This is a genomic window from Mucilaginibacter gotjawali, from assembly GCF_002355435.1.
Classification (GTDB): Bacteria; Bacteroidota; Bacteroidia; order Sphingobacteriales; family Sphingobacteriaceae; genus Mucilaginibacter; species Mucilaginibacter gotjawali.
Map to the genome: position 1 here is coordinate 4,438,163 of NZ_AP017313.1, position 25,316 is coordinate 4,463,478.

A 25,316-nucleotide genomic window follows, 5' to 3' on the forward strand; every position below is an offset into this window, starting at 1 on the left:
CCGGATGAAGAAACTGATACTTGTATTTTTATTTACCGGGTTCGGCTGCACCACATTTGCACAGCAAACTCAAAAAATCATCGACAAAACCAATATCGACCATTTTTATACCTGTTCACTTGATCTGTTGCTGGATACTTTATCCATTAATTATCATCTGAACATTGTTTTTGAGCGGGATTCGGTGAGTAAGTTTGATATTGCTGAACACTTTTTTAATGAATCGCTCAAAACCGTATTGAACAAAGTTTGCAGTGATAATGCCCTGCATTACTGGATAGAGTCAGACGGAACCATCTACATCCTGCAAAACACAGATGACCTTGCCCGGCTGAAACAATTAAACAGGTTGAAACAAACCCGGCTGGGCAATGTAAAACCGCTGATAGAAGAACCAAAGGCTCCGCCCATGCATTATCTTTTCAGCATTGGTGGGAAGGTGATAGACCAGGCAACAGGCGAGTCGCTGCCCTCAGCTACTTTAAAGATCCGCAATACCAACATTACCACCTCAACCAACACCGACGGTAATTTTACCTTATTTAATATTCCATCAGACACCTGCGTGGTTGAGGCTTCCTTTTCGGGCTATCAAACCGATTATATCAGGCTTAATGCCAAAAACATCAATACCGAACTCGTATTCGGAATGTTTAAGGCATTAAACACATTAAATGAAGTGACAGTTTTGGGCAGAAAAAGCGGCGTTATGAATACTGACACTAAAAAAGTTGGCGTGTTACAGCTAACGCCCGCCAGTTTGGATAAGCTGCCCAATATAGGCGAAAAGGATATTTTACGGGCCTTTCAGCTGATGCCGGGGGTGAGCGCCACCAATGAATCTTCATCAGGCGCCTATGTACGCGGCGGCACACCCGACCAAAACCTGGTTGTTTTTGATGGGTTTACGGTTTACCAGGTAGATCACCTTTACGGGTTTTTCAGCGCATTTAACAGCAATGCAGTTAAGGATGTACAGTTATACAAAGGCGGTTTCTCGTCCATTTATGGCGGCAGGCTCTCCAGCGTTACCGAGATCAACGGGAAAGACGGCAACCACAACCAGGCCAGTTTTGGTGTAGATCTGAGTTTACTAAGTGTAAATGCCTTTGCCGAGTTGCCCTTAAGCGACAAATCATCTCTCTTGCTCGCCTTCCGGCGGTCGTACCAGGGCCCTTTGTATGATAAAATATTCAAGCAGTTCAATACGTCAACGGTACAGGGCGGTCCTGGTGGTGGCGGTCCTGGTGGGCCACCGGGAGGAGGCGGCTTTGGAGAATCAACAACACCTGCCTCTCACTTTTACGATGCTGACGTGAGGTATAATTATCGCATAAATAAAACCAACTCGTTTACCTGGAGTTTTTATAACGGAGAGGATAAAACCGATAATAGCAGGGCTTTGCAAATACCCTCGTTTTTAAGCTCAACTACCGGTAATATCAATATTACAGACTATACCAAATATGGTAATACCGGAAGCAGCATCAAATGGTTCAGCCAGTGGAACAAAAAGGTGCATTCAAATACCTATATTACTTATTCCTCCTATTTTAACGACCGGGTTCGTTCAACTTCAGGCACTTCAACGGATAGTAACGGCAATACAACCAGCTTTGCTAACGGCACCTCCGAAAAAAACAACCTGCATGATATTGGCGTAAAGTCGGAATGGGAATGGCAGATCAATAATAAGTATAAATTGCTGTATGGCGGTTTCGGAAATTTTCAGAAAATCAACTACGGCTATATCCAAAATGATACCAGCATTTTGATCAACCAGCATAACAGCGCGTTTTCGGGCGGCACTTATGCCGAACTGGAAATTGAGCCAACTGACAAGCTACATTTGCAACCCGGCATTCGTGATACATGGTTCCAGCCGACAGGCAAGTTGTACATTGAGCCGCGTTTATCTGCGAGCTATGTTATTAATGAAAATTACACACTGAAAGCCGCTACCGGGGAGTTTTACCAGTATATGAATGAGGTTACGCGGGAGGATATTGTAAACGGCAACAGGAGTTTCTGGGTATTATCCAATAACAGCAATATACCGGTGAGCGAAGCGAAGCACTATATGGCGGGTATCAGCTACGAAAACGATAAGTTTTTGATAGATGTAGAGGGGTATTACAAAGCGCTCTCCAACTTAACCCAATATACCATCAGGCAAACAGGAATGGGGCCGGGAACTGTCAGCTCGGTTGAGCAGGATTTTTATACCGGAACGGGCAGGGCAAAAGGAATAGAAATATTGCTGCAAAAAAAATTAGGAAATTATACAGGCTGGCTGAGCTATACACTTGCTGATGCTAAAAACAAGTTTTCTATTTTCGGCACTAACTATTATCCGGCAGACCAGGATATCAGGCACGAATTTAAGGCCATCAATATGTACCATTATTACAGGTGGAATTTTTCGGCCGTATTTATTTTCAGTACCGGGCATCCGTATACTGCGCCGCTGTCAAGCTACACCATCACCTCGCCCGACGGAAATACCTCAACTGCCTTTAATATCAGCGGCAAAAACGCCCTGCGTTACCCGGATTACCACCGGTTAGATCTTTCGGCCACCTATGACCTGATCAAAATAAACGGGAATAAAATTGGCAGCATCGGCCTCTCGCTTTTTAATGTTTACAACCATACCAATATTTGGTATCGTGAATACCAGCTGCAAAATTACGCGGCTATTACCACCGATGTTAATTACCTGGGCTTTACCCCCAATATTACACTAAGCTTAAGATGGAAATGAAAAGACAATTATTAACCCTGGCGCTATTTTTAAGTTTTACCGCTATCATAATTACCGCCTGTAAAAAAGAAAGCACCGATAACAGCGTTTACCTTCCGGTTGTTGAGGGCTACCTTATGCCGGGGCATGCGCTGAGCATAAAACTTTACCAGCAAAAGTCGCTTACCGATACAGCTAAATATGGCGCCGCCATAAGCGGATTGCAGGTTTATGTATCAGATGGCAGCACAAAAGTACAGTTAACCGAATCGCCAAAAGGCACCTATACCTACAGCGATCAAACTTTCCTGGCGGAAGGCAAGACCTATACGCTTCAATTTAATTACCTTACCTACGCCGTTTCGGCCAAAACCGTTATGCCGGGTAAACCAACCAATTTTGCAACGCAATACGGTACGGTAACGCTTTCAAGTACAACAACTTCTGATCCCAACACATCTAATACCACTATTGATAAACTGACCTGGGATAATCCCGATTCTTTGAATCATGTACTGGTTTTTTACAATAAGAATGGCGCCGATTTTCCACTCAGCAGTTTTGGCGGAAGCAGGTCGGCAAATTTCGAATTAAATACGAACCGTGCTTCTTACTACAATTTAACGCAGGCTACTTTCAGCTATTACGGCCATTATACCGTAACATTGCTTCGGGTTAACCAGGAATTTATCGACCTGATAAAAAGCAATACCAGCAACTCTACATCGCAAAACCTTACCAATATCCCAACGAATGTAGTTAACGGCTATGGGATTTTTACGGCTATGCAGGCAGATACACTGAGTTTTAATTTGCTATAATGCAGCACCAATCCACAAATTATTAAGGTGCCATGTTGATTTCGGAATAAACCGATAAGGTTCAGATGTCGAACTCCTTTATTGAGAAGTGCAAGAAAATTGTGACTTTAAGCGAACCATAAAATTAGATAATTGCTATTTACACCCAAACTTTTGTAAATTTGTTAACATAAATATCGTGTTATGGCAGTCGCATTGAATCAACATACCGAATTAAATCCTGTACAGATAAGTCTGCTCCGTTTGTTTAACAGGCCCATGTCAGAAAAAGAAACACTGGAGATCAGGAATTTGCTGGTGGATCATTATTCCGAAATCTTAAAGCATGAAGTTACTAAAGTTATCGCGGAAAAGGGGTATACTTCCGAGGACCTTGACAATTTGCTAAACGCTGAAAGTTAATGCGGGTGGTTATCGACACCAACTGCCTGATTGCTTCGATACCACCCAAAGGCAACTATTATTGGCTTTATGAAGCTTTCCGTACCGGAAAATTTGAATGGCTGATCAGCAATGAAATACTTACAGAGTATATTGAAAAGCTAACGGACATTTATTCAGAAAGTACCGCCCTGGTTGTTTACTCTATCCTGAGCACCTCACCGCATGTCACATTTTCAGAGCCCTTTTTTAAATGGGAGTTGATGCATAATGATTTTGATGACAATAAATTCGCCGATATGGCTGTTGCCGGAAATGCGGATTATTTAATCACTGCTGACCGGCATTTTGATATATTGAAAGAGGTACAATTCCCCAGGTTTAATGTGATTTCATTAGACGCTTTTAAAAAGGTCATCTTAGATTAATCCCGATAAAATACAAATGCCGGACTCTTTTATTGATGTAAAGAAAATTATGCCCTTAAAATCTAACGAATAGCTCTAAATCGTTAAAAATTGGAGACATCCAATTAAAGCACTTATGAAAATTTCTCGAGTATAGTCGTATAAAATTCGTAATGATTGGCGTTCCTCGTATACTAACACTAACAAGGCCCGAAGTCGAAAAGTGGCCGTAATCTGGTGACCGACAATAATAGCGAACACCGAATATTGTATGCTGAAGAAAAGGCTTCGGCGTTCATTATTCAGCATTCGATATTCATTATTTTAATAAATCGTACTTTAAAAAATCCTGCTGACATAGGGCTGTCATTAACGCATGCTTACTTTGTTTAACAATTAAAAACAACAAAGCTATGGACATCATCCCAATGTTATTAAAAGAAATGCGCCAGGAAGCGGAAACTACACGCAAAATGCTCAGCCGCGTACCCAATGATAAATATGATTGGCAGCCGCACGAAAGAAGTATGACGATAAGACAATTGGCCACCCACATTGCCGAAATCCCTGACTGGGTAGCTATGGGGCTAACCACGGACGAACTTGATTTTGCTGCGAATGCTTACAACCCTACCCCGGTTGATAATACCGAAGAATTACTGCAGCTGTTTGAAAAGTCATACGCCAACGGGTATGCCCACCTGGAAAAAGCAACCGAGCCCGACCTGCTGCCAACCTGGACCATGCGAAACGGCGACCAGGTTTATATGGTTTTGACAAAAGCCGAACTGATCCGCGTGTCTTTTTGCCAGATAGTTCATCATCGCGCACAATTAGGGGTTTTTCTGCGTCTGCTGGATATTCCCATCCCGGGCAGCTACGGGCCAAGTGCTGATGAGACAGGATTTTAAGAAAGATTCAAGAACCAAGAACAAGGAACCTGAAGAGTGGGACTTACGAAGTTTCTAAAACTTCGTAAGTCTTAGGTTTTTCTTAATTATTTTTATGCTATGAAAACAATTAAGCTGGATTTAACCGCATCAGAAAAGCAACAGCTAAAACAAAAAGGGGTAAAAATAAACCGACTGGCTGAATATGCCCCCGACGAGGTTAGTGCGTTGATAAATTCGGACAAACAAAGAGCCAGCGAGGTGGCCGCCTTAATCGCTTTCCAGCGTATACCCTCCGTAGGGCCGAAATTTGCTCATGATCTGATCTCTTTGGGTTACTACTCAATAGATGACTTTCTTGATAAAGAAGGCCCTGCCCTCCTTAATGAACTGGAACGAAAACAAGGCTTTTGGACAGATCCATGTGTGGAGGACCAGTTTTGGCTGGTGGTGCATTATGCAAAACATCGCGGCAGCAATAAAAACTGGTGGGATTTTACCGCAGACAGAAAAGCGTATCGCGCAAAACACGGCTACCCTCCCGACCGGCCTGTTAACGCATGGCATGAAGCGTAGAGTCAAGAGCAAAGAATCAAGAGCCAGGAAGGAGAAACTGTTTCAGTTAATAAATATAATTGCCAAATTGCTCTTCTATTTCCTATCTTGGCTCTTGCCTCTTGATTCTTTACTCTCGACTCTTAACCAATATGATCTACTACACGCAGCTTATTTTTGTAAAAAAAGGTGCTGAGGCAGATTTTAATGCTTTTGAAGAAAAGGTATTACCACTTTTAAATGATCATAATGGCAAGCTGATCTATCGCCTCAGACCGGATAAAAACTGTGTAGTCGAAATGAACGGTGAGTTGCCTTACGAAATTCATTTTGTCAGCTTTGGTAGTAAGGTTGATTTTGAAAATTATAAAAACGACCCTAAACGACTGGCAGCCATGGCGCTTAAAAATAACTCTATTGAAAAGGTAATTTTGATAGAAGGTGCAGAAATATAATGTATCTATTATTGGTAATGTGGTCAAAAATGGTTGGTGATAATTTGCAGAAAAAGTATTAAATAGGCCTTGTAGATCAGAAGAGGAAACAGGCGCTGCCGGAGGGCAACTTGTCAGCAATTTGATTTACAGGAATAAAGCCAGAGCCGCTCCGAATCATCGGACCGGCTTTTTTTATTGGCTGGTTCCTCCAATGGCTAAGAAAACTCATTTACCGTTATTCTTAAAATGCAGATACCATTTGATGAAGTTTCGTTTGGCTTTTGGCCGCAGGCCGCGATGAACGTCGAGCTTTTCTTTCAGATGTCCGAAGAATGATTCAAGGCGATTGGTAGTATAAGGAATTTGCGGATCATCCAGGTAGTGAAACATATTGGGTATCGCTTTAATAATCAGGCTTGCCGTTTGACGCAGCATCTTATGCCTGTACCAATATCTGCCGGTATCCGGGTTAAATGCTTTCTCATTAACATAGAACTTACTTCTTTCATACCAGTGGTAAATATCTGCCAGCCATTGATTGCTTTGTTCATAGGTCCTTAAATAAGTGATTTGTTTGGATAAGTATAACAGTTGCTGTGCAACCGGAGCCTTAGGATTCTTTGTAAGCCAGGTTTGGCTTTGGCGTTTAATGTGTACCAGGCAGCGCTGGATCAATACATTTGGATAGACTTTACGGATAGCTTTTAATAGTGCTTTGTGTCCGTCGCAGGTGATACTAGCTATATTAACACCAAGCTTCTTTAGATTCTCCAGATCCTCCTGCATTTGTTCATAGCGCTCCTGATCAGTCATCCGGTAAAGCTGGGTATAACGGATATCATGATCGTAGTAAAGCACAAGACAAAGATCGTTTGGAAAGTAAGTTGCATCAATCAGCAGGTGTGCCTTTACCTTGCTTTTAATCCGTACTTCAGGTGCCTGCTCCAGGTAATAATGGAACAAGCGCTGTATGCTGCTTTGCGATAATCCACTGTCACGAACCAGGTATTTATAAACCTGCCGCTCGCTGACCCACTTCTCAAACCAAATAAATTGATTGCTGTAAGCGACCCCGGAGTTCGATCGGGTAAACATCATGCCGCAGGATTTGCACTTAAACCGCTGCCTGTCATTGCGTTTACCCCAGCCAATAACTGTCAGGCTACCGCAGGCCCAACACGCGTTTTTTTAACACTTTTCATAAACGAAAAAAGTCAATTGAAACCATTTTCAATTAACTTAATGTATTTATTTGATAGTCTGTTAGTTACAATGATTTTACCAACCATTTTTGACCACATTATCCTATTATTTGTTATGCAATGGCAAACTAAAATAAAAGGTAGATCCCATATCCTCAGCGCTTTCCACCCAAATTTTGCCCTTATGCCGCTGAATGATCTCGCTGGCAAGGTAAAGGCCAATGCCAAAACCTGAAATATTTTTCATCCTCGAGCTCTCGACCCTGTAAAACCGCTGGAACAATTTTTCCTGGTCTTTAGGTTTAATGCCAAAACCCTCATCTTTAACGGCTACCTGCACACCCCCAGCCTGCTGTTGGCAGCTTACGATAATTTCACTCCCTTTATTTGAATATTTAATAGCATTGCTTAAAAAATTAGTGATCACCTGCCCTATTTTTTCCCTGTCGGCTGATACTGTTAAATACTCCCCCGGCTTAAAACTGATCTTGTGATTCGGACTGATCAAAGTCGTTTCCCCTATCATCTCTTCAATTAATTTATTTAAATCAAAAACCTGGAGGTTGAGCTTCAGTTTTCCCGGCTCAAGTTTCGATAGGTCAAGAAAACCGTGGATAAGGTCGGTCATTCTGTTCACCTGCATGTTGGCAATGTGCAGGGCATTATTGATAAATTTATCATTTGATGGTTCAAGTTTTCTCGAGAGTAATTGTAAATAAGCTTTTATGGAGGTTAGCGGGGTTTTTAATTCATGACTAACCATCGCTATAAAATCATTTTTCCTGATCTCATCGCGTTTGCTTTCGGTAGTATCCAATATGGTACCCAGCAGCATTAGCGGCATCTTCTTTTCGTCGTAAACAAGTACTCCCTGCACCTTTATCCAACGCAACGAATTGTCGGGCCAGTTTATCCTAACTTCATATAAGTATTTACCTGTTTTCAAGGCCTTCAGGTAGGCGTCGACAACAATATGCTCCATATCGTCCGCGTAAATCTGGGCTCTTACATCCAAAAGGCCAAGGGATGTGCCCGCCGGGTGCCCAAAAATCTCGGCAAGCCTGGGCGAATAGTTAAATACCTGGGTCTGGATATTTAGTTCCCAGGTGCCAAACGCTGCGGCTTCAGCAGCAAGCCGCAAACGATTTTCGTTTTCAATGGCAGCTTCTTTGGCCATCACCTCCTCTGTAATGTCTACAACGGTATTTAATATGTAAGCAACCCTGTTCCCGCCATCGGCAATTGGGGTGTTACAGCAAGACCAGTAACGAGGCTCATATTTGCCGGTATTATTGCTGAGCACATCAAACCTATAAACAGGGACCTCAATTTTTTGGCCTGTTTCAACAACCCTTGTAAATACCTTTCTGGCGGCGTTTTCGTCGTCTTTCGTGGCATTGTCAGGAAATTCTTCAAAAAAGCCTTTTCCAACGATGTTTTCCCTTGTGCGAGAAGTTATTTGCAGGTAGGAATCACTCGCTGCTATTATTGTAAACCGGGGTATATCGCCTTTTACCAGCAATGACCCAGGCGATTTTTCGAAAATAGATTGAAAAATATCTGCTGGGAAAGATCCGGTTATCATGGGTTAAAGTAAAATTGCGCAATAGTTAAACATACAAATTTAAATGCGAAGTATTTTAACAAACAATATTTTTCACATAAAAACTATATTTTAACATCCTTGTTTTATCATAATATGAAGAATATTTTACGTAAAGTTGTTTATAACAGCTACATTCAACCAAATCTGATTCCATGAAACAAGAAACCGAGATTGCCGCAAAAGTTAAAGGTTTTTGGCGAAAGCTCGGCCCTGGCCTGGTAACAGGGGCAGCAGATGACGATCCTTCGGGAATAGCCACTTATTCACAAACGGGCGCCCAATTTGGTTATGGCCAATTATGGACAGCCCTTTACATGCTCCCTTTAATGATCGCAGTTCAGGAAGCCTGCGCGCGGATTGGGCTGGTAACAGGTAAAGGGATAACCACCATTGTTAGGGAGCAATACAGCAAGGGCGTTTTATATGCGGTTGTTGGGCTGGTTGTTGTAGCTAATACCATTAATATTGGCGCCGACCTTGGCGCCATGGCTGCAGCCGCACAATTGCTGGTTCCTGCCCCGTTTATTTTGCTCACCTTATTTTTCACCACTGTAATTTTATTGCTCGAAGTATTTACCAATTACCGGGTATATGCTAAAATATTGAAATGGCTGGCGCTTACCCTGCTGGCCTATCCTATCACTGTGTTTATTGTAAATCAGCCCTGGGCGACTATTCTAAAGGCCACGGTTATCCCCCACTTTGAATTTTCTTTTGCTTTTCTTTTCATAATCACCGGTGTTTTAGGTACGACCATTTCGCCGTACATGTTTTTTTGGGAATCATCACAGGAAGTAGAAGAAGACAAAGAAAAAAATTAATTAAAAAAAAGGGAAAACCATCGATCAGTACATTTATCGTCAACAAGATGCGATTGGACAATTCTTTTGGAATGATCTTCTCTGAATTTGCTACATGGAGTATCATCGTTGTTGCCGCAACCGTGCTGCATAATAGCGGGGTAAAAAATATTAATACCGCCGCGGATGCCGCGAAAGCCATAGAACCGCTGGTACATAGTTTTCCGCATGCCGGCTTTTTATCTAAACTAATTTTTTCAATCGGCATTATTGGCCTGGGTATGCTGGCCATCCCCGTACTTTCTGGCTCAGCAGCCTATTCTGTGGCGAATGCTTTTAATTGGAAAGCCAGCCTGAATTTAAAATTTAACAAAGCGAAAGGATTTTACATCATTATTATTGCGGCGACCCTTGTTGGGCTATTGCTGAATTTTATCGGGGTAAACCCGGTGAAGGCGTTGGTTTACGCGGCTGTATTAAATGGCGTAGCAGCCGTTCCCCTTTTGTATTTAATTCTCAAAATATCATCGGATGAAAATATAATGGGAGAATTCAAGAGTAAAACGATTTCGAAGACTATTCTATGGATAACCTTTATAGCGATGGGTGCAGCGGCGGTTGCCATGTTTTATACAATTTTTAACTAAACCTATCCGGGTTGATAACTAAATACCTGCTAAGCGAAACATTAGGGCTGATTAATTTGTTGAAGTTATGAAACCATTGTAAATCAACTTCATAAAAAAATCATGAAAATATTTAGTAAAAAATATTTAACCTTACCAGGCACCGCATTATTATTACTTTCTATGGGCTGTCACTCAGGGCAGAAAGATAGCAGTGCAATTGCTGATTCAACCAATAAGGCACAAATAGCTGCCACCGATTCGGCTAACAAGGCGCAGATCAGCAGCTCTGATTCAAGTTTAAAAGCATCAAAGAGCTTAAAAGAAGATGCGTCGAAATTCCTTGTAAAAAATTACGAATCAGGTATATATGAAATACAATTGTCAGAACTGGCAGCTACTAACGCGCTGGATCCTGATGTAAAAAATCTGGCAATTAATATGGTAGCAGCCCACAAAGCCATCAACTCCCGGATAAGTGCGATAGCCGCCAGTGCAAATTTTTTATTACCCGCCGCACTGAATGCAGATCATCAAAAGAGCCTCCGGGATTTGGGGAAATTAACTGGTGCTGATTTTGATAAAAAATACATAAACACCATCGTGAGCGGTCATGAAAACGCTGTTAGCGACTATAAGGATGCTTATAAGAATTTAAGCGAGGGCGACACCAGGACATTTGCAGGAGAAACTTTACCAAAAATTGAGGATCACCTTGCGATGGCAAAAAAAGTTAAGGACAGGATAAAATAGCTATTATACGCTCAAAAAGCCGGAAGCAATAAAATTCCTTTTCCATTCGGGCCATATCTTTTCGAGATCTTCTATTTTAAACTCGAAATTTTTGGCGAGGTATTTCATGGATTTCTTGACAGATCTTCCCTCCTGCATACTTTTGAGAAAATGATATTGCGCTCTTCGTATCACAAAAAGGCCCAGCTTATAATCTCTGCGGCTTACGGCGCAATAACTTTCGTCCGGAAATGGCAGCTCTGGTTCTTTATGCCGGATAACATCAAGGTAATACTGGCAAACAGGAAACCGGTGACTAAACAGGTGCAGCACCGGGGTAAGTTTCAATAAATGATCAGGGGTATCCGGCGTTAAAATGGTGCAGTCGCGGGCGGCCCGCTGATCAAAAATTTCAGAAAGCGCATATTCAAAACCAGCCAGTTCGATCATAAAATCGGGCCAGCTTTCTTTTTGCTCCAGGCCGGCATCAGGCCGTGTTTGTTCTAAAAATGCCGGAAGCTTTCCGCCAAGGGTATTAAGCGTATAACTTTCTGAAGGGCAGGAATCAAGGTATTGATCAGCAAATGATTCAAACAGGTCATTACCCAGCGCATATGCCAGGGCTACAAACTGGTTTTGCATACAGGCCCTTAGCCGGGCAATATAACTGCTCCGGTAAATATTCAGATGCCGCATAGCACTTAACCTTCGGGATGTGTTGACGACTGCCTCTATCGCCAACCGTTCATCAGCCGACGGGCTGCCTTTTACCAGCATTCCCTGCATCCAGTTTTGGAGCTGGGGTAAGGATATTTTGTTGGTTTCCATTATAATATCATTAACCGGCTTCCTTCACCATTTAAAATCATTCACTAAAAAATCAACCGGGTTTGAAACCGGAGTACTGCTAAATTCCTGGTTTTGTGTATCCATGTTATAAGCGGTCATCACACTCATATATTGTTTTGCTTTTAGCAGTTCAGCATGGTACACGTCAAAATCGGGGATATTGCTATCCCATTCCAGCAAAGTAGCCACGCCGCCGGTAAGCTGCCAGGCTTGTGTAAATAGTTTCCACACCTCATGCACAACGTTACGGTCATGGGTATCAATAATATAGTCGCCGCAATGCTGGTGCCCGGCTATGTGCATTTGCACAATACGGTCGTGCGGCAATTGGTTAATATAATTAACCGGATCAAAATCATTGTTAAAGGCCGATACAAATACATTGTTCACATCAAGCAGTAACCCGCAGCCGGTTTCTTCGGCCATGTACTTTAAAAACTCCCACTCGGGTATAGTGGATTGTTTAAAGGTAAGGTAGGTACTGGGATTTTCGAAAACAAGCGGGCGTTCCATAAAATCCTGGGCCAGGCGGATCCGCGAACAAATATGTTTTAATGATTCTTCGTTCAGCAAAACCGGCAGCAGATCGTGCGTGTTAAGGCTGTTTACCCCTGTCCAGCATAAATGATCGCTTATCCAAAGCGGCTTTACTTCCACCGCAAGGGATTTTAACTTTCCGAGGTACTCCATATTCAACGGATCGGTGCTGCCGATGGAAAGCGAAACCCCATGCATTACAACCGGGTATCTTTCGGCTACCTGCCTTAAAATATGGCGGGGCCTTCCGCCGGAATCCATAAAGTTTTCCGAAATCACTTCAAACCAGTCAACTGCAGGGCTGTGCTCAAGGATATAATTAAAATGTTTACTCCTTAAACCCAACCCCAGGCCCGGGTTTGGCAGGGCTTTAACTATCTCGCGATATTGATCCCTTTTTTCGACCATTGTTATTTTTTTAGCTATACAAAAGGCAGTAGTCGTAATATTATAAATTCGACATGCGAAACTTAATCAACCACTCACCCAATCAACTCAATCAACTATTTTATTCTTTCTTTCCTTCGCAAAGCTCTTTAGCATGGTCATCCGGGTTATTGAAACCGAACGAACACCGTTTGTCGCCGCTGTTGCCGCATGAATCATAGGAACCCAATACAGATGTGAGCCAATTTTCAGGCGGCCCGCATTTAAATGGCGGCTCTCCAACGGTTCTCTTTGCTTTCATCATCCTTTCCTCAAATAATTTACGGGCCAGCAGCCATACGCTCTTCCCGGTATTCTCACCCAAAGTACTGTATCGCTCTGCCTGGATCGGAACGGCACAGCTGCCCTGCCATGCACAATCATTTGAACCGGGGCGCATTTGTTGCCCGGCATCGCCATAAAGGCCGCAGCCGCCCTGTCCATGGCAATCATTCAAAGTCTGGCAATTGTGTCGCGTAGCAGTAGCACAATACCCGGTGCCTGCACAATTGTTTGTCCCGTTACGATCATGCCCTTTGCAGGCGTTTAACCCCATGCAAACGTGAAGTTCCACAGATGGAGTGGCAACAGCCGGAGCAGCAGCGCCTTCAGCCGGTGCCGGCGCTGGCGGGGTACCTCCGCAAAGTGATAAATTTGGATTATAATTTACGATAGCCATAATGTGCCGTTTTGTTGTTATCTGTTAATATTTTCATTTTTAAAATTTCCATTCGGTTTATAACCCCACATCCGGCAAATCCTGCACCCTTTGACCCAGGTAGCTGATAGTTGGGTATACTGCAACAGCCGCTGTATAAAGTTCAAGCAGCTGCGATTTGGGGCTTGAAATCAGCCCGAAAGGATAATCCTCAAACGTTGGCGCGGCAACATATTCTTTTTCCTTCCCATCTTCATGAACCTTATATTTCAGCTTCATGATATCGCCGCAAACCGAATTAAGGATAAATATCATCGATTTATGAATGCCGAACATGAATAGCTCATACTGTGTGTTGCCCGATTTTTTGTAGCAGTTTTCAACCATTACAAATAAGTAGGTATATACCCCGTTCAAAAATTCAGACACAGGTCGGATATGGGCCGGATAATCGGCGGTTTTAGGGTTTTTCGCTACATTAACAACAAAATAATCGCTGATCTCAATTTTACCGATCCCGAGTTTATTAAACTGCTCATTTAATGTTTTATAGTGACAATAGATCTGTGCAAATTTTTCAAAATGCGACAGTTCTTTTTTATCAAAATCATCATAATCAGCCGGAATCATTTTCCCGCAGTCTACCGTGCCATCCGCATCAAAGCCCTGCGCACCGGGGAAACCTTCGCCTTGCTCCACTATGCAATGGATAGCGTGGATAGCCGACTCCCTATCCTTTACATAAAGCAGGTCGCCGCTGTCCGGCGCGTTTGTAAAATGGGGGTTATGCTCTTTATCGTAATATACGGTATCAATGTTATTTTGGGCATAGTAGGCATTACCGGGCAGCAACTGCGGCGAATGGGTATTGTAAGGCAAATCATTGTTTTCAATACAGTCCATTATCATCTTATAAAACAATCCAATGGTTTTATAAGGGATTGCCTTCTCAAGCAGCGTTTTTTCAGGCAAAGGGTCGGGGCTTTCTATTTTAAGGAAAGTAACCAATTGATCCAGCGACAGTTTTGCCCTGTTAATAGGAAACTCCGGCTCGTGGCCGGGCAAACAGGCAGGCCAAACGCTTGGTGATTTACCGATCAGCTCGGGCAAACCTGCGAGGGCCTGCTTCAGGTTTGAAGAAAGTGCCATGTGCAGCATCTCTTCAATCGCAACGCTCATGATCAGGGCGCCGGCTTTATTGGCGTATACCATAATCTCTGCGGATAGGTCTAATGCGATCTTATTGGCTTCTTTAACAGGCCTGCCACTTTTAACCAATTCCTGTACCAGCGAACCGCTGATTGCATCCTGATCGGGCACTCGGTTAATGGAATAATAGGTGTAAAGATAAACGGGGATAGTAGCGATCTCAATTTCGATGGCCTGCTGTATAGCTTCGCCCAGGTTGGCGGGCGTTACTTCACTGTCGGCACTGAAAAACTTATTTTGCAACATAATTTAGGTTTATAATGGGTTATATATAATTGATATTGGCGATTAAATATACCCAGCCAAAACGATACTTTTTGGTATTTTACACCAACGGGGTTAATGTATATACCAACGCGGTTATTAGCCATATGAATAATAAAATGTTTTTTGAAATGATCAAAAAACATGGCTTAATACTGCAAATATCCCCGCAGGAAATTAACGGCCAAAGCGCTGCAATACCTCATCATCCCAGCCCGCTGAACAACACGACGGACAACAAAACGAGCCAATAATTATAAATTGTTATTTTTGGCGTTTTTAAAATCAAAACCAACACCATTATGAAACAATTTTTACTTATTCTGCTACTTGCAGGCTTATCACTCGCAGGCTTTTCTCAAACCACCGCTCCTAAAGACACCATACACCCGTGGACGATCCATGGCCAAAACACGATTTTGATCAGCCAGAGTTCATTTTCAAACTGGGCTGCCGGCGGTGTTAATGCCTTTTCAGGCAACGTTATTTTTGATTATGACTTTGATTACAAAAGAGGCAGCTGGAGCTGGGACAATAAAACCATACTGGCTTATGGCTTAAGCGACCAAACCGGTTTGGGCTGGCGCAAAAATGATGACCGCATTATTTTAAACTCCTTGCTGGGATATAAAGCTGCCAAATATTGGCTGTATACTTTTTATGCCAACTTCCAGACACAGTTAACCAATGGTTATTCGTACGACAGCAATAACAACAGAACCTTAATTTCAGCCTTGTTTGCCCCGGCGTACCTCACTTTCGGACCAGGCTTTGCCTTTAAAAAATCTGATAACTTTAGGGTAAATATATCTCCGCTGGCAGCAAAGCTCACTTTTGTACAAAATGATTCGCTTGCATCTGTTGGCGCTTTTGGTGTAACACCGGGCGAAAATCATCTTTTTGAATTTGGCGCCTCGCTTGATGCCTACTATAAAGTGAACCTTGATAAAAATATCGCTTTCGAAAATATTTTAAAACTATTTTCAAACTATCGCTCACAGCCACAGAATATCTACACGGATTATTCAGCGAATATTTTCATGAAAGTAAACAAACTGGTTACTGTAAATGCAGGTGTTGAATTAATTGCAGATCCCAACGCTAAAATACCAGTTACAACCAATGGCTTAACTGCATATCATTCGTTATTGCAGGTAAAACAAATATTTGGAGCAGGCTTAACCTATAAGTTCTAAACTGCCCCGCCTGTAAGCCGTCCCTCTTTTATATCTCCGCAGAAAAAAGAGTGACGGCTTATTTTTTTGCTGTCTCTTTCTATAATTCCCTCTATCCTATTGTTTTAAGCAAAGCCCGCGTAGTTGATAAACTATCTCTTCTTTGTAACAATTCTTCTAAAATTTCACGGCGAAAAAACAATTTTTCAAATTTTTTATTATTAGGATTTAACAGAAATCAACCTTACCACGCCGCATTATTTACAAAAAAATACAATGCTGCGGGAAGCTGAACTGTTGTAAATGAAGTAAATATCTTTATCATAACATGACAAAGGAAATTAAAAACAATAAAAAAAGGCCGGCAAGCATACAGCTTAAAAAGACCTTAACGGGGATTACCGGGCTTGATGAAATCACCGGGGGCGGATTACCGGCGGGCCGCCCCAGTCTTATATGCGGTGAGGCCGGCTGCGGCAAAACACTGATGTCGTTAGAGTTTTTGGTGCGCGGAATTCTGGACCATAACGAGCCCGGCGTTTTTATGGCTTTTGAAGAGAAATCAGAAGAACTGGCCCTTAATGTGGCTTCGTTGGGTTTTGACCTTGAAAAGCTTCAAGAAGAAAAGAAACTGAAACTTGATTATGTTCATATAGACCGCGCCGAGATAGAAGAAACCGGAGAGTATGACCTTGATGGTTTATTCATCCGCCTTGGTTACGCCATCGACAATATTGGCGCCAAACGCGTGGTATTGGATACGATAGAGAACCTGTTTTCGGGATTGAGCAACCAGGCCATATTGCGGGCCGAACTGCGCAGGCTTTTTCATTGGCTGAAAGAAAAAGGGGTAACATCTATTATAACCGGCGAACGCGGCGAAGGTGCATCCTTAACCAGGCAGGGCCTTGAAGAATATGTATCGGATTGCGTGATATTGTTGGATCACAGGGTAATCAACCAGATCTCTACCCGCCGTTTACGGATCGTTAAATACCGCGGATCGATGCATGGCACCAATGAATATCCGTTCTTAATTGATGAGGACGGTATTTCGGTTTTGCCGGTCACCTCCCTAAAGCTTGAAAAAGAGGTATCTTCCGAAAGGGTATCGTCAGGCATACCGGCACTTGATAAAATGCTTAGCGGACAGGGATTTTTTAAAGGAGGAAGCATCCTGGTGTCGGGCACAGCAGGCACCGGCAAAACAAGTATTGCTGCATGCTTTGCCAATGAAGCCTGCAGCAGGGGAAAAAAATGCCTTTATTTTGCGTTTGAGGAATCGCCCCGGCAAATCATCCGCAATATGCGTTCCATTAACATGGATCTGCAAAAACATATCGACAATGGATTGCTGGAGTTCCACGCATCGCGCCCGACTCTTCATGGTCTCGAACAGCATCTGGTGTCAATTCATAAGCTCATCAAAAGATTTAAACCAGAGGCGGTGGTATTAGATCCAATAACTAATCTGATCACGGTGGGTTCGGTAAGCGAGGTAAAGGCTATGCTGATCAGGCTGATTGACTTTTTGCAGGAGGAACAAATCACGGTAATGTTTACCGCACTTAGTTTAAACACTATTGTGAGCGAACAAACCGACGAGGGTGTTTCATCTTTGGTAGACGCCTGGTTGCTGGTGCGCGATATTGAATTTAACGGCGAGCGTAACAGGGGGATGTACATCATGAAATCAAGAGGCATGAAACACTCTAACCAGGTGCGGGAATTTATTATAACGGATAATGGGATTGACCTGGTAGATGTTTACCTGGGGCCCGACGGCATCCTTACCGGATCAGCCCGCGAAGCGCAAAAGTTACAGGAAAAAACCGGTGAAATATTGAAAAATAATGCGTTGAACATGAAGGACCGCGAGATAGACCGGAAGAGGAAAGTACTGGAAGCAAAAATAGCGAGCCTGCAAACCGAATTTGAATCTGCAGAAGAAGAACTGAATAAAATATATGTTGAGGAAGACCTGATTAAACAGGTAAGCGCTGAAAACCGCCTGGAGATGCTGCGAAAAAGAAGCGGCGAGACCCCGGGCAACGGTAATTAACTGAAATAATAATGGAAACAAAAAGATATCAATACGAGTTAAGGTTATATATAGCCGGCAAAACGGCAAAATCTCAAACGGCCCTGGCCAACCTTAATAAATATTGCGAGGAATATTTGCACGGAGAATATAAAATTGAGGTAATTGACCTTTTGGTTAAGCCGCAACTGGCCGAAGGAGACCAGATTTTTGCTGTACCTACCCTGGTACGTAAAGTACCTGAGCCCATACGGAAAATCATCGGCGATTTATCAAATGAAGAAAAGGTGTTGGTAGGATTAAATATACGGCCGGTTAATATAAAACAATAATGATCAAGCAAAAGCAAGTGCCCGTAGAAAATGAAAATTCATACAACGACGATATTTTCAGGTTGTGCCTGTTTGTAACAGGTGCAACCCCCAACTCGGTAAGAGCGATATCGAACTTAAAGGAGTTGTGTGAAACTCACCTTAAAGGCAGGTATCAGCTGGATATTGTAGATGTTTATCAGCAGCCTTTAATTGCCGAAAAAGAACAAATCGTAGCCTTGCCGTTGCTTATAAAAAAGTTTCCGTTCCCGCAACGAAGGTTGATTGGTGATATGTCAGATAAAGAAAAGGTGTTACGGGGATTAAATTTATCATCTAGCCAATAATATGGATCGAGCAAAAATAACATATGAGCAGTTATTGAGCGAAAACGAAGAGTTAAGGTTACAATTAGAGGAAGCCAATGATACCGTGGAGGCTATTCGCACCGGGCAGGTTGACGCGCTGATTGTAAATAACGGAGAGGGTCACCAGATCTATACGCTTAAAACTGCCGATCAAACCTACCGGGTGTTCATCGAAAAAATGAACGAAGGTGCGGTAACCATCAACCACGAGGGGATTATTTTATACAGCAATACCCGTTTCGCCATGATGGTGAACCTGCCCCTCGAAAAAACAATCGGGCTGCAGTTTAATCTTTTTATTCCGGAGATCTTTCGCGAAGCTTTTGACAGGCTTATATCGAATGCCTGGAACGAAGACTGCAAAGAGGAAATTGAACTCATCTCAAGCGCCGAGCGTTTGGTACCGTGCCTGTTGTCATGCAACACACTCGAGCTGGACGAAGGCACGGCCCTAAGCCTTATTTTAACTGATCTTACCGTCCTTAAGGATGCTGAAAAACAACTCAAAATAAAAAATCTCCAGTTGGCCGCGGCGCATATGGTTACGGAAAAACTTAATAATCAATTGGAGGATACCGTTAAAGAGCGTACGAATGAATTATTTTTAAGCAGGGAGCATTTTAAATTCCTGGCCAATAACATTCCGCAAATGACCTGGACTAACTTGCCCAATGGCGAAATTGATTATTTTAACCAGCAATGGTATGCCTATACCGGTCTTGGTACCGACGAAAGCAAAGGCCTTGGCTGGCAAAAAGCGATCCACCCTGATGATTTGGCTTTAACGCTGCAACGGTATCAGCTGGCTATAAAAACCGGCACAGCCCTCGAGATGGAAAACCGGTATAAAAGAGGCGGCGACGGGGTTTACCGGTGGCACCTTAACCGCGCCGTACCCCTCAAAAATGAAATGGGAGCGATTGTTTTTTGGGTAGGAACAGCAACCGATATTGAAGACCAAAAAAAGGAAATGGAAAAAAGGGATGAGTTTATTGGTATTGCCAGCCATGAATTAAAAACACCCTTAACCAGCCTGAAAGGGTATTTGCAACTGATGGGAACCTACCAGAAAGAGGAGTTGCCGCATAGGATTACGCAATATATTGAGAAGGCTAACAAAGCGCTAAATAAATTGCAGTCGTTGATCAATGACCTTCTGGATGTTAGCAAAATACAAGCCGGAAAACTGGAGTATGCATTTTCAACCGTTAACATCTCGGAATTGATCAGAGTCTGCATCGAAAATGCCGTACATATTTACCCGGATAATATTTTCATTAACGAAGACGGCAGTGAATACCTGGTGAATGGTAACCCGGAAAGATTGGAACAGGTGTTAATGAACCTGATCAACAATGCTGTTAAATACTCACACGGCAATAAAAAGGTTATCATCAAAACAACCCGCCATGAGCACCGGGTGCGGGTATCAGTGATAGATTTTGGCATTGGCCTATCAACAGATCAGAAGCAACGGATTTTTGAACGTTTTTATCGGGTGGAGGATAAAAAACACCTCACCAGCGGCCTGGGCATGGGCCTGTATATATCAACCGACATTATCCACAACCACAGGGGCCAAATAGGGGTTGAGAGTGAATTAGGTAAAGGGGCCGTTTTTTATTTTGAGTTACCACTGATTGAGCAGAAAGGTGAAAGCTAAAAGGCCAAAGCGATTTTCGCCTCTTATTAAGTTACAACACACATACTTCCCACTCTACAATAAATTAAGGCCCCCGGTAATCAGTCGCCGCCTGGAGCGACCCAAAAATCAGGGGGGGCATGACTGCCAGGGTCGTGTCAATCATAAATTGACCTATCGTCAATCCGTAAGTTCATTGAAGGGAAAAAGTACAAAAAGGGTTTACAAAAGATTTACACTTTTAGGGATTCAGATTTTTTAAATACTTAATAATAAGCTATTTATACATCAACCTATTACAATAGGGTTTACACTATCTTACCTAACATCCTCCCGGCATTTTTAAGCTTTTCTGATAAAAGCTGAACGTCAATTTATTAATGACATGACAATAGTATCATAACACATCATGGATTTTTTGCGTAAATGTTATTGCCGTTCGCCACGTTACAACACCATTCATTGGTGATATTCCACTCATCACCAAAAACCGTCCTTTGGTCAAAAAGGTTTTGGCGCAAGTGCTGATAATAGTTTCTTTATATCAAAAAAGAAAAAATGGAAACCTCAGCACGTCAAACCTATCTCGACTGGTTAAGAATACTATCTATAGTAGGGGTATTATTCTTCCACTCGGCAATGCCCTATGTGACCGGTGATTGGTGGCATATCAAAAACCACGAAACCAGCAATCTTTTAATGGAATCAAACTATTTTATGCACCTGTTCCGCATGCCCCTGCTTTTCTTTATTTCGGGCACCGTAAGTTATTTTATGATGCAGCGCCGCAGCAGTATCAGCTTTATCGGTTTAAGGTTTCGCCGCCTGTTTATTCCGCTCCTGGTGGGCATGTTTTTTATTGTTCCGCCACAGATCTATATGGAGCGGTTAAATAACGGGTACACTGGCGGTATCTGGAACTTTTATAAAACCGTATTCAATTTTGTGCCTTATCCAAAAGGGAGCTTTAGTTGGCACCACCTTTGGTTTATTGCCTACCTGTTTTTGTACGATATTTTGTTTGCGCCGCTATTTGCCTGGATGGCATCGCCCAAAAGCATCCTCCTGAAAGAAAAACTGGCCTTGCTGGCCAAAGGAAAATGGCTCTATATTTTAATGATTCCCGGTATTATTTGGTATGCCCTGCTTGCCGCCAAATTCCCCGAAACGAACGACCTGGCACATGATTACTGCTATTTTGTTTACTGGCTGTTTTTCCTGCTGGCCGGTTTTATCTGCATTACACAACCGCTGCTGATGGATAGTTTGGAGCGCAACCGCCGCTTTGCTTTGACTATTGGGTTTGTTTGTTTAATTTTCCTCAACTGTTTACGCTGGAACAAAATTGAACCCGGCGAAGCTCAATGGCCTTTCGGCGGCTATTCATTAGTGGAGTTATTTTTAGCGTTAAAGGCCATTGTGGCCTGGAGCTGGGTACTGGCCCTGGTGGGTTACGGCAAAAAATACATGAACCGTAAACATAAAGTGCTTGATTATTTAAACCAGGCAGTTTATCCGTTTTATATTTTGCACCAAACTGTGATTGTAATACTGACTTATTATATCGTTCAAACACAGAACGAAAGCATTTTATCAAAGTATATTTATACCGTTGGATTTACCTTTTTTATAACAGTCGGTATCTATCACCTGCTGGTAAGGCCATTTGCGCTGACACGGTTTTTGTTTGGGATGAAACCAAAGACGAAGAAAAAGGTTGCCACTTTTCCCGAAACCGAAAAATCAGGCGAAGTGGCTATGCTTTCCGCTTAAATTTGTAATTTGAACCAATGAAAATTTTTAGGAAATATATTTTCCCGCCGCTATACGGCCTGCTGATTTACTTTACGGTAAGGCTGCTGCATGATACGGATATAGGCCTTCGGTTTTGGAAAAGGACATGGTCGCAAAATACAATAGAGATTATGTTAAGCTTAATTGTAGGCTACGCAGGTGTTTATTTATTTGAGCGTTTATTTAAATATTACGATCAACACTGGCCCCTTCAATTTCGATACCAGAATGTAGTACGTGAGCTGGCCATTATGGTAGGGCTTAACCTGGTGCTGGTAAATCTCGTATTTACGCCCTGGGTAATAATTATTAACGGCCGGCTTTTTATGGATGACCTGGCGGATATTTGTACCATACCCAGCCTTTATACTATTGTATATTATGGCATAGCCCGGGCACGTACCTATATGATGGCCTATGTTGACAACCGGGTACTGCTGGAAAAAGTAACCAACGATCACCTGGAAACAGAGCTCAAATTTCTGAAATCACAGTATCATCCGCACTTTCTATTCAACGCCTTAAATACCATTTATTTCCAAATGGATGATGACCTGCCCGGCGCTAAAAACAGCATCGAAAAATTTTCCGAACTGTTGCGTTACCAGTTGTACGACCAGCAGCAGCAGGTACCGGTTAAAAATGAAATGGAATACCTGCAAAGTTTCATCGACCTGCAAAAGATCCGGAGCAGCGACAGGCTTAAATTGAACGTCAGCATCGATGAAAAACTCGACGGGCAAATGGTGTACCCCCTGTTATTTTTACCGTTAGTGGAGAATGCTTTTAAGTTTTTAGGGGGCGATTATAAATTAGCTATCAGCGCCGGAACGGTTAACAATAAGATCCATTTCAGGGTAGAAAATTCTGTCCCGGAATTTGAAACGCCAGCTACCCGAAAAGGCGGCATCGGGCTGGAGAATTTAAAACGAAGGCTCGATCTGCTGTATCCGGGCAGGCATATTTTTTTTATAAAAAAAGAACATAACAATTTTACAGCTGAGCTTACATTGAACTATGAATAAAATCACTTGCATCATAACTGATGACGAACCATTCGCCCGAAAAGGTTTGCAGGGCTATATTGAAAAGGTTGGTTTGCTGGACCTGAAAGGAGTTTGTGAAGATGCATTACAGTTAAATGAATTGCTGCAGCAACAAACGGTGGATCTGCTTTTCCTGGATATACAAATGCCGCATATTACGGGTGTTGATTTTATCAGGGCGCTGCCCAGGCCGCCAAAAGTTATTTTTACCACGGCTTACGAGCAATATGCCATACAAGGCTTTGAGCTTGACGTGCTCGATTATTTGCTTAAGCCTATCTCGTACGAACGCTTCTTAAAAGCAGCATGGAAGGCACAGGATTATTTCGCCTCGAAGGAACAAAAAGGTAGTGAAGCTATCCCTTATATGTTTGCCAAATCAAACGGCCGGCTGGAGAAAATAAATTTTGACGAGATCCTGTTTATAGAAGGGATGGAAAACTACGCAGCCATCCATTTTGAAAACAAAAAACTCATCATCCATACTACTATCAAAGGTCTTTTGGAGAAATTGCCCCCCGGGCAATTTGTTCAAACCCACAAATCATACATCGCCGCCATAAATAAGGTGGATAGTATTGATGGCAATACCCTCCATATAAAAAAACATATGGTGCCAATAAGTAAATATTTGCGGGAAGAAGTTTTAGGGCAGATTGTGAGGTGATGTGCGGATATGCAAATGTGCTGATGTGCTGATGTGCAGATGTAAATATATACAGATTTAACGTCTATCTTTCGGACTTCCGGCCCCAATGTATTACTTAAGTAACCCATACGCCAAATTCAAAGCATCTTCCAGCATATCCCGCCTCACTATGGACAATTCAACAAAAGTTGCGCCCTTTAAACCCCATTTATTGGGAACGGGGTAAAAAACGGCAGGATCAAATGAATGAAATACATCCTGGTCAATTGGGGTTAACTTTACCATCATCCGGTTTTGGCCGGGCCAAAGGGTTGCAAATATTTTGTTGTTGAACCGGAAAGATGGTCGCCCAAAATGGTCCAGTTCCACTGTACCGGGTAGGGATAAAGCTAATTGCCGGGCGGTTTCTATATCCATTTTTGGTTACGTTTGGGATGCGAGCGCGATCTTAACCCCCAGGCCGATCAAAATAAAACCTGTGATTTTTTCCTGTATGCGCCAAACTTTTGGATTGTTCCTGAAAAAGTCTTTCGACTTTCCCAAAATGCAGGCTACAATGATGAGCACCAAAGTGCCCTGCGCGGCAAACCAAACGCCGGGCGTAAGCAACCGGAACTTAAAAAAAGGCGATCCCGGGTCAATAAATTGTGGCAAAAACGACAAAAAGAAAACAGCAACCTTTGGATTTAAAGCATTGGTTACAATCCCTTGTTTAAATAATTTCCAGTAATTTGCTTTTGATGGCTTTTCATTTGTATCATCAACAACAGGTTTTGATAATAATGCTTTAATTCCCAGGTAAATAAGGTAGCCCGCGCCGGCAAATTTAATGATTTGAAACAGGTTCGCCGACTTTGATATAACAAGGGATAAACCCAGCACTGCTGCTGAAATATGTACAAAACAACCAACAAAAATACCTGCGGCTGACGCAATGCCCGCCTTTATTCCCTGTGACACGCTGCGCGAAGCCACGTATAGCATATCGTTACCCGGCGTGAGGTTCAGCAGCAAGGATGCGATGAAGAACAAGTACAGGTTTTGAAAGTTGAACATGTGTTGGTTGATTGGGTTGATTAAGTTTGATTGGGTTGATTAGTTGGCATCCTTCATTTGCATAATTAAAAATGCAGTATTTATTTTTTAA

Annotated in this window: 26 protein-coding genes and 1 pseudogene; 19 read left to right on the plus strand and 8 right to left on the minus strand. The window is 42.6% G+C overall.

Features of this window, described 5'->3' with window-relative positions; genetic code table 11:
* The first annotated feature begins 4 nt into the window (after positions 1–4).
* The 7 genes from MgSA37_RS19535 (at position 5) to MgSA37_RS19565 (ending at position 6,252) form a co-directional block, all read left to right on the plus strand.
* On the plus strand, positions 5–2,764 hold the full coding sequence (locus MgSA37_RS19535) for a TonB-dependent receptor (protein ID WP_096354290.1): 2,760 nt from the start codon (positions 5–7) through the stop codon (positions 2,762–2,764).
* Positions 2,761–3,564 (plus strand): DUF4249 family protein, encoded by an 804-nt coding sequence (locus MgSA37_RS19540; RefSeq protein WP_157750646.1) that lies wholly within the window; start codon positions 2,761–2,763, stop codon positions 3,562–3,564. The genes MgSA37_RS19535 and MgSA37_RS19540 overlap by 4 nt, the downstream gene beginning before the upstream one ends.
* Positions 3,565–3,822: 258 nt before the next feature.
* Complete coding sequence (locus MgSA37_RS19545) at positions 3,823–3,966, plus strand: hypothetical protein (protein ID WP_232010689.1); 144 nt, start codon at positions 3,823–3,825, stop codon at positions 3,964–3,966.
* Complete coding sequence (locus MgSA37_RS19550; RefSeq protein ID WP_096354295.1) at positions 3,966–4,373, plus strand: putative toxin-antitoxin system toxin component, PIN family; 408 nt, start codon at positions 3,966–3,968, stop codon at positions 4,371–4,373. The genes MgSA37_RS19545 and MgSA37_RS19550 overlap by 1 nt, the downstream gene beginning before the upstream one ends.
* A gap of 392 nt (positions 4,374–4,765) precedes the next feature.
* Positions 4,766–5,263, plus strand: a complete 498-nt coding sequence (locus MgSA37_RS19555; RefSeq protein WP_096354296.1) for a DinB family protein — start codon at positions 4,766–4,768, stop codon at positions 5,261–5,263.
* 99 nt (positions 5,264–5,362) lie between these two features.
* Positions 5,363–5,818 carry a helix-hairpin-helix domain-containing protein gene (locus tag MgSA37_RS19560; RefSeq protein WP_096354298.1) on the plus strand — a complete coding sequence of 152 codons (456 nt, stop codon included), beginning with the start codon at positions 5,363–5,365 and terminating at the stop codon, positions 5,816–5,818.
* A 131-nt stretch (positions 5,819–5,949) separates the two neighbouring features.
* On the plus strand, positions 5,950–6,252 hold the full coding sequence (locus MgSA37_RS19565) for a DUF1330 domain-containing protein (RefSeq protein ID WP_096354300.1): 303 nt from the start codon (positions 5,950–5,952) through the stop codon (positions 6,250–6,252).
* A gap of 207 nt (positions 6,253–6,459) precedes the next feature.
* On the opposite strand, the pseudogene MgSA37_RS19570 reads toward MgSA37_RS19565, so the two are convergent.
* Positions 6,460–7,401, minus strand: a pseudogene (locus tag MgSA37_RS19570) (IS256 family transposase, variant Zn-binding type); the annotation flags it as partial.
* Between the two features lie 141 nt (positions 7,402–7,542).
* Positions 7,543–9,021: a PAS domain-containing sensor histidine kinase gene (locus MgSA37_RS19575; protein WP_096354301.1), complete on the minus strand. Its 1,479-nt coding sequence runs from the start codon at positions 9,019–9,021 to the stop codon at positions 7,543–7,545.
* Positions 9,022–9,194: 173 nt separating this feature from the next.
* Between MgSA37_RS19575 and MgSA37_RS29445 the strand changes: the two genes are divergently transcribed.
* The 3 genes from MgSA37_RS29445 to MgSA37_RS19585 all read left to right on the plus strand — a co-directional run bounded on the left by MgSA37_RS29445 (position 9,195) and on the right by MgSA37_RS19585 (position 11,221).
* Complete coding sequence (locus MgSA37_RS29445; protein WP_197706024.1) at positions 9,195–9,863, plus strand: NRAMP family divalent metal transporter; 669 nt, start codon at positions 9,195–9,197, stop codon at positions 9,861–9,863.
* A gap of 47 nt (positions 9,864–9,910) precedes the next feature.
* A complete protein-coding gene (locus MgSA37_RS29450; protein ID WP_262497457.1) occupies positions 9,911–10,489 on the plus strand; it encodes a divalent metal cation transporter in 579 nt (192 codons plus the stop codon).
* A 102-nt stretch (positions 10,490–10,591) separates the two neighbouring features.
* Positions 10,592–11,221 carry a DUF4142 domain-containing protein gene (locus tag MgSA37_RS19585; RefSeq protein WP_096354303.1) on the plus strand — a complete coding sequence of 210 codons (630 nt, stop codon included), beginning with the start codon at positions 10,592–10,594 and terminating at the stop codon, positions 11,219–11,221.
* A 3-nt stretch (positions 11,222–11,224) separates the two neighbouring features.
* Here the strand turns inward: MgSA37_RS19585 and MgSA37_RS19590 are convergent, their stop codons facing one another.
* The 4 genes from MgSA37_RS19590 to MgSA37_RS19605 all read right to left on the minus strand — a co-directional run bounded on the left by MgSA37_RS19590 (position 11,225) and on the right by MgSA37_RS19605 (position 15,125).
* Entirely contained in the window at positions 11,225–12,028 is an 804-nt protein-coding gene (locus tag MgSA37_RS19590) for an HvfC/BufC family peptide modification chaperone (protein ID WP_096354305.1), read from the minus strand.
* A gap of 24 nt (positions 12,029–12,052) precedes the next feature.
* The gene (gene bufB / locus MgSA37_RS19595) at positions 12,053–12,994 is read right to left on the minus strand and encodes an MNIO family bufferin maturase (RefSeq protein ID WP_096354306.1); all 942 of its coding nucleotides are present in this window, start codon (positions 12,992–12,994) and stop codon (positions 12,053–12,055) included.
* A 100-nt stretch (positions 12,995–13,094) separates the two neighbouring features.
* Entirely contained in the window at positions 13,095–13,691 is a 597-nt protein-coding gene (locus MgSA37_RS19600) for a hypothetical protein (RefSeq protein WP_096354308.1), read from the minus strand.
* Positions 13,692–13,748: 57 nt separating this feature from the next.
* Positions 13,749–15,125, minus strand: a complete 1,377-nt coding sequence (locus MgSA37_RS19605) for a ferritin-like domain-containing protein (RefSeq protein WP_096354310.1) — start codon at positions 15,123–15,125, stop codon at positions 13,749–13,751.
* Between the two features lie 35 nt (positions 15,126–15,160).
* Between MgSA37_RS19605 and MgSA37_RS19610 the strand changes: the two genes are divergently transcribed.
* From MgSA37_RS19610 to MgSA37_RS19650, 9 genes are all read left to right on the plus strand, one after another.
* The gene (locus MgSA37_RS19610) at positions 15,161–15,397 is read left to right on the plus strand and encodes a hypothetical protein (RefSeq protein WP_157750647.1); all 237 of its coding nucleotides are present in this window, start codon (positions 15,161–15,163) and stop codon (positions 15,395–15,397) included.
* Positions 15,398–15,445: 48 nt separating this feature from the next.
* Positions 15,446–16,339: a DUF3078 domain-containing protein gene (locus MgSA37_RS19615; protein WP_096354314.1), complete on the plus strand. Its 894-nt coding sequence runs from the start codon at positions 15,446–15,448 to the stop codon at positions 16,337–16,339.
* A gap of 307 nt (positions 16,340–16,646) precedes the next feature.
* Positions 16,647–18,380, plus strand: a complete 1,734-nt coding sequence (gene kaiC, locus MgSA37_RS19620) for a circadian clock protein KaiC (protein WP_096354315.1) — start codon at positions 16,647–16,649, stop codon at positions 18,378–18,380.
* 11 nt (positions 18,381–18,391) lie between these two features.
* The gene (locus MgSA37_RS19625) at positions 18,392–18,691 is read left to right on the plus strand and encodes a circadian clock KaiB family protein (RefSeq protein ID WP_096354317.1); all 300 of its coding nucleotides are present in this window, start codon (positions 18,392–18,394) and stop codon (positions 18,689–18,691) included.
* Positions 18,691–19,017: a circadian clock KaiB family protein gene (locus MgSA37_RS19630; RefSeq protein ID WP_096354318.1), complete on the plus strand. Its 327-nt coding sequence runs from the start codon at positions 18,691–18,693 to the stop codon at positions 19,015–19,017. Before MgSA37_RS19625 ends, MgSA37_RS19630 begins: the two co-directional genes overlap by 1 nt.
* Position 19,018: 1 nt before the next feature.
* On the plus strand, positions 19,019–20,701 hold the full coding sequence (locus MgSA37_RS19635; protein ID WP_096354320.1) for a PAS domain-containing sensor histidine kinase: 1,683 nt from the start codon (positions 19,019–19,021) through the stop codon (positions 20,699–20,701).
* Positions 20,702–21,238: 537 nt separating this feature from the next.
* Positions 21,239–22,453, plus strand: a complete 1,215-nt coding sequence (locus tag MgSA37_RS19640; RefSeq protein WP_096354321.1) for an acyltransferase family protein — start codon at positions 21,239–21,241, stop codon at positions 22,451–22,453.
* 17 nt (positions 22,454–22,470) lie between these two features.
* Positions 22,471–23,499, plus strand: coding sequence for a sensor histidine kinase (locus MgSA37_RS19645; protein ID WP_096354323.1), 1,029 nt, complete (start codon positions 22,471–22,473; stop codon positions 23,497–23,499).
* On the plus strand, positions 23,492–24,187 hold the full coding sequence (locus tag MgSA37_RS19650) for a LytR/AlgR family response regulator transcription factor (RefSeq protein WP_096354325.1): 696 nt from the start codon (positions 23,492–23,494) through the stop codon (positions 24,185–24,187). The genes MgSA37_RS19645 and MgSA37_RS19650 overlap by 8 nt, the downstream gene beginning before the upstream one ends.
* A gap of 93 nt (positions 24,188–24,280) precedes the next feature.
* On the opposite strand, the gene MgSA37_RS19655 is transcribed toward MgSA37_RS19650, so the two are convergent.
* A complete protein-coding gene (locus tag MgSA37_RS19655) occupies positions 24,281–24,586 on the minus strand; it encodes an MmcQ/YjbR family DNA-binding protein (RefSeq protein ID WP_096354327.1) in 306 nt (101 codons plus the stop codon).
* 6 nt (positions 24,587–24,592) lie between these two features.
* A complete protein-coding gene (locus MgSA37_RS19660; RefSeq protein ID WP_096354329.1) occupies positions 24,593–25,225 on the minus strand; it encodes a LysE family translocator in 633 nt (210 codons plus the stop codon).
* Positions 25,226–25,316 lie beyond the last annotated feature (91 nt).